This is a genomic window from Kribbella sp., from assembly GCF_035687465.1.
Taxonomy (GTDB): domain Bacteria; phylum Actinomycetota; class Actinomycetes; order Propionibacteriales; family Kribbellaceae; genus Kribbella.
Genome location: NZ_DASRXP010000241.1, coordinates 1 through 3,548, shown reverse-complemented (window position 1 = coordinate 3,548; position 3,548 = coordinate 1). Strand labels below are relative to the sequence as shown.

The following is a 3,548-nucleotide window of genomic DNA, read 5'->3' as shown; positions in this document are numbered from 1 at the left end:
GGTCGGGCTCGACGCGTCCGAAGTACTGGACACCTACGTCTACAACCGCGGCATCGTCGGCGGCAACTGGGGTGCGGCGGCCGCGGTCGGGCTGATGAAGGGCCTGATCGGCACGGTCCTGGTCCTGGCTGCCAACAAGGTCGCCCATCTCTTCGGTGAGCGCGGGGTGTACGCGAAATGGTGATGATCAACGGGACCGAGCCGCCCACCAAGACCGCCCGCGGCGCGAAAGGCGTCGTGCTGCTGATCGCCTGCGCGCTGGTGATCGTGCCGTTTCTGGCCGTCATCTCGACCTCGCTGGCCGACCAGCAGCAGATCACCGAGGCCGGCGGCTATGTGCTCTTCCCCAGCCACCCGTCCTTCGACGCCTACCAGGCGATCTTCCGCGGTGGCGTGGTCACGCGGGCCACGATCGTGTCGATCCTGCTCACCGTGGTCGGGTGCGGGCTGTCGATCGTCGTGGTGGTCTCGATGGCCTACTCGCTGTCCCGGCCGGGCTCGTGGGGCCAGCGTCCGCTGCTGTTCCTGGTCCTGTTCACGATGTTGTTCAGCGCCGGCATCATCCCGAACTACCTGCTGATCAAGGAACTCGGGCTGATCGACTCGTACTGGGCCTTGCTCCTGCCCGGCCTGACCAGTGCCTTCCAGATCATCATCGTGCGCGCGTTCTTCCTGGAGGTACCGGGGGAGATCCTCGACGCCGCCAAGATCGACGGCGCGAACGAGTTCCAGATCCTGGTCAGGGTGATGCTGCCGCTGTCGAAGGCGGTCGTCGCCGTGGTCGGGCTGTTCAGCGCCGTCGGCTACTGGAACGCCTACTTCAACGCGATCCTCTACATCAACTCCCCGGAGAAGTGGCCGCTCCAGCTCGTACTGCGAACCTACGTCGTCGACAACACCTCCATCGGGGTGGACATCCCCGGTGAGGTGGTGCCACCGCAGCAGTCGCTGCAGATGGCGATTCTCGTCGTCTCACTCGTCCCGATCTGCCTGGTCTATCCCTTCCTGCAAAGACATTTCGCCAAGGGCATCGTGCTCGGCGCCGTGAAGGGCTGAACCATCACCATCCGTCTCCAGAGAGGTCCGCCATGCCTTCCGACGAACCACCCGTCTCGCAACCCGGCGTACTGAGTCGCCGTGCGTTGTCCGTCCTCGGTGTCGCGGGGCTCGCGACCGCCGCTACCGCTGCCCCCTCCCATGCTGCTGAGAAGAAGCGCACGGCCACTGCCAACACAATGACCAGCGTTGCTGCGTTGCGAACCACCGCCGGCGCCAGCAACGGCGATCAAGTCCTGCTACTCGGCTACTTCGCCGACAACCCGGGCCTCGGCGCCGGAGTCCTCTACTGGGATGCCGACGCGACCGAGGCCGACGACAACGGCATGGTCTTCGCCGTCGCCGGTACTGCGACCGGTCGGTGGAAGCGGCCGCGAACCACGGAGATCGACCTCGCGTGGTTCGGTGTCACCGGAGCCGGGGCGACCACCGACGCGAGCCGGCTCCAGGCCGCAGTGAACGCGTTGCCGACCGGCGGCACCATCTCGATCGGCCCAGGCATCGTCCGCCTCACCAGCACGGTGACGGTGCGACGGGTGCCGGTGATCTTCGCCGGGGCAGGGGCGAGCGACGAGCTCGGGGTCGGCACCCAGCTGCTGCTGGCGACCGGGGCGGCCGACGGGTTCGTGTTGTCCGGCGCGCACGGTGGCGGGTTCCGGGACCTGCAGCTCCAGGGCGAGAACCTGACCGGTGGCGCGATGATCCGGACCCAGCGGGAAGGGGAACTGGGCAACTATCTGCTCTCGTTCTCGGACTGCCGGTTCAGGGACGGCTACAACGGCATCATCTTGCGCAGCTGCAACACCGTCCGGTTCCGCAACTGCGTGTGGAACGGATTCAGCGGCCAACAGGTGATTCTGCTGAACGCCGTCGACCAGATCTCGCGCGCCGATCCGGTCGAGTTCGTCCAATGCGCGATCTCCGCAGGTACGGGCCACGAGACCGTCGACAACCTGGTGATCGACGGTCAGGGCGGTTCGATCAAGTTCATCGCCTGCGCGATCCTCTTCGGCCGGCACGGGATCTGGATGCGGAACACCACCGGCGTGAACCCGGGGCAGCCGAAGTTCCTCTACTTCGAGGGTGGCGGGTTCGAGAACGGGCACGGCGTACCGGTGCTGCTCGAAGCGGGTGCGCAGGCGCAGTTCGTGAACACTTACATCTCCGCCGACAACGACGAGGACGCCGTTCGGGTGACCGCTGGTTTCACCGGCAGCGCGATCTTCGCGAACTCGCTGATCCGCGGGTGCGGGCGACACGGGTTGGACATCGCCTCCACCCGGATCACCGTGACCGGTTGCCTGATCGGCAACAACGGCCGTAATGCTCATCCGAGCTTCGGGCGTCAGGTGAGCGGTGTCGCGAGCAGCGCGGCGGGAGTCCGGGTGACGACCGCGACGCCGCACGGCTGGGAGACCGACGACCGGGTCACTCTGCAGGAGGTCGGCGGCTCGACCGAACTCAACAACAGTTGGGGGATCGCCGTGGTCGGGCCGACCTCGTTCGACCTGCTCGGCGCGACTCTCGAGCATCCCTACACCTCTGGTGGGGTGGTGTTCCGGAACGGTTCCGGGATCAACCTCCGCTCGACGGCGACCCGGGTGGTGATCACCGGGAACGCGATCGGTGGCTTGGCCGACGGCACGAACCGGCAGGAGTACGGGATCGTGAACCGCGCCGCCGACGTACTGGTCAGTGCCAACGATCTCAACGGCAACGGAGCCGGCCCGTATCTGACCGCCGGCGCGACGGATGCCCGGACCCGGTTCACCGGCAACAAGGGCGTCGAGCAGACCGACGGATGGCTCAGCCTCCGCATCCCCGGGGCAGTCGCCGACGGCCTCTACGACTTCACCGACCTCCTGTACGTCGACGGACGGCCGATCCGGGTCACCCGCATCGCCCGGGCAGTGTCCGCGGGATCCTGCAGGGTCCGACTGGAAACCAACGCGATCCCCGCAGGAGCGGCGCCGATAGAGGTGACCAACCAGGTCCAGACAACCCGCCTGACCCAGCCGATCGCGATCGATGGGACCAGCACGCCGGTCAGACTGCAACTCCGCCTCTCCAATACAGCTGCCGCCACCGACCTCACCGTCCAGTTCGGCTACCAGACGATAAGCTAGCCCTTCAGTCCGGTTTGGGCGAGACCCTCGACGAACTGGCGCTGGGCCAGGACGAAGACGATCAGCACTGGCAGCGCACTGAGAGTCGCTGCCGCCAGTTGGACGTTCCACAGTGCGCCGCCGTACGCGTCGACGTACTGGGTCAGGGCCTGGGGGATGGTGAACTTGTCCTTGCTGGACAGGAACACGATCGGTTCCAGGTACAGGTTCCAGCTGTGCAGGAAGGTGAAGATCGAGACCGCGCCGATGGCCGGCCGGGCCAACGGCAGGGCGACCTGCCAGAACAGCCCGAGCCGGCCCAGTCCGTCCACGCGGCCCGCCTCCTCGAGTTCCTTCGGCAGCGTGATGAAGAACTGCCGCATGATG

The 3,548-nt window shown here is 66.6% G+C and carries 3 protein-coding genes and 1 pseudogene; 3 read left to right on the top strand and 1 reads right to left on the bottom strand.

The window, feature by feature from the left end:
- From VFG33_RS12310 to VFG33_RS12300, 3 genes and pseudogenes are all read left to right on the top strand, one after another.
- Positions 1 to 184, top strand: a pseudogene (locus tag VFG33_RS12310) (sugar ABC transporter permease); the annotation flags it as partial.
- A complete protein-coding gene (locus VFG33_RS12305) occupies positions 178 to 1,056 on the top strand; it encodes a carbohydrate ABC transporter permease (protein ID WP_325025679.1) in 879 nt (292 codons plus the stop codon). The pseudogene VFG33_RS12310 and the gene VFG33_RS12305, both read left to right, overlap by 7 nt.
- Before the next feature lie 32 nt (positions 1,057 to 1,088).
- Positions 1,089 to 3,182 carry a putative phage tail protein gene (locus VFG33_RS12300; RefSeq protein ID WP_325025677.1) on the top strand — a complete coding sequence of 698 codons (2,094 nt, stop codon included), beginning with the start codon at positions 1,089 to 1,091 and terminating at the stop codon, positions 3,180 to 3,182.
- Here VFG33_RS12300 and VFG33_RS12295 read toward each other — a convergent pair.
- Positions 3,179 to 3,548, bottom strand: a 370-nt coding sequence (locus VFG33_RS12295; protein WP_325025675.1) for a carbohydrate ABC transporter permease, incomplete at its 5' end; no start/stop codon positions are given. The two genes, VFG33_RS12300 and VFG33_RS12295, sit on opposite strands and share 4 nt — an antisense overlap.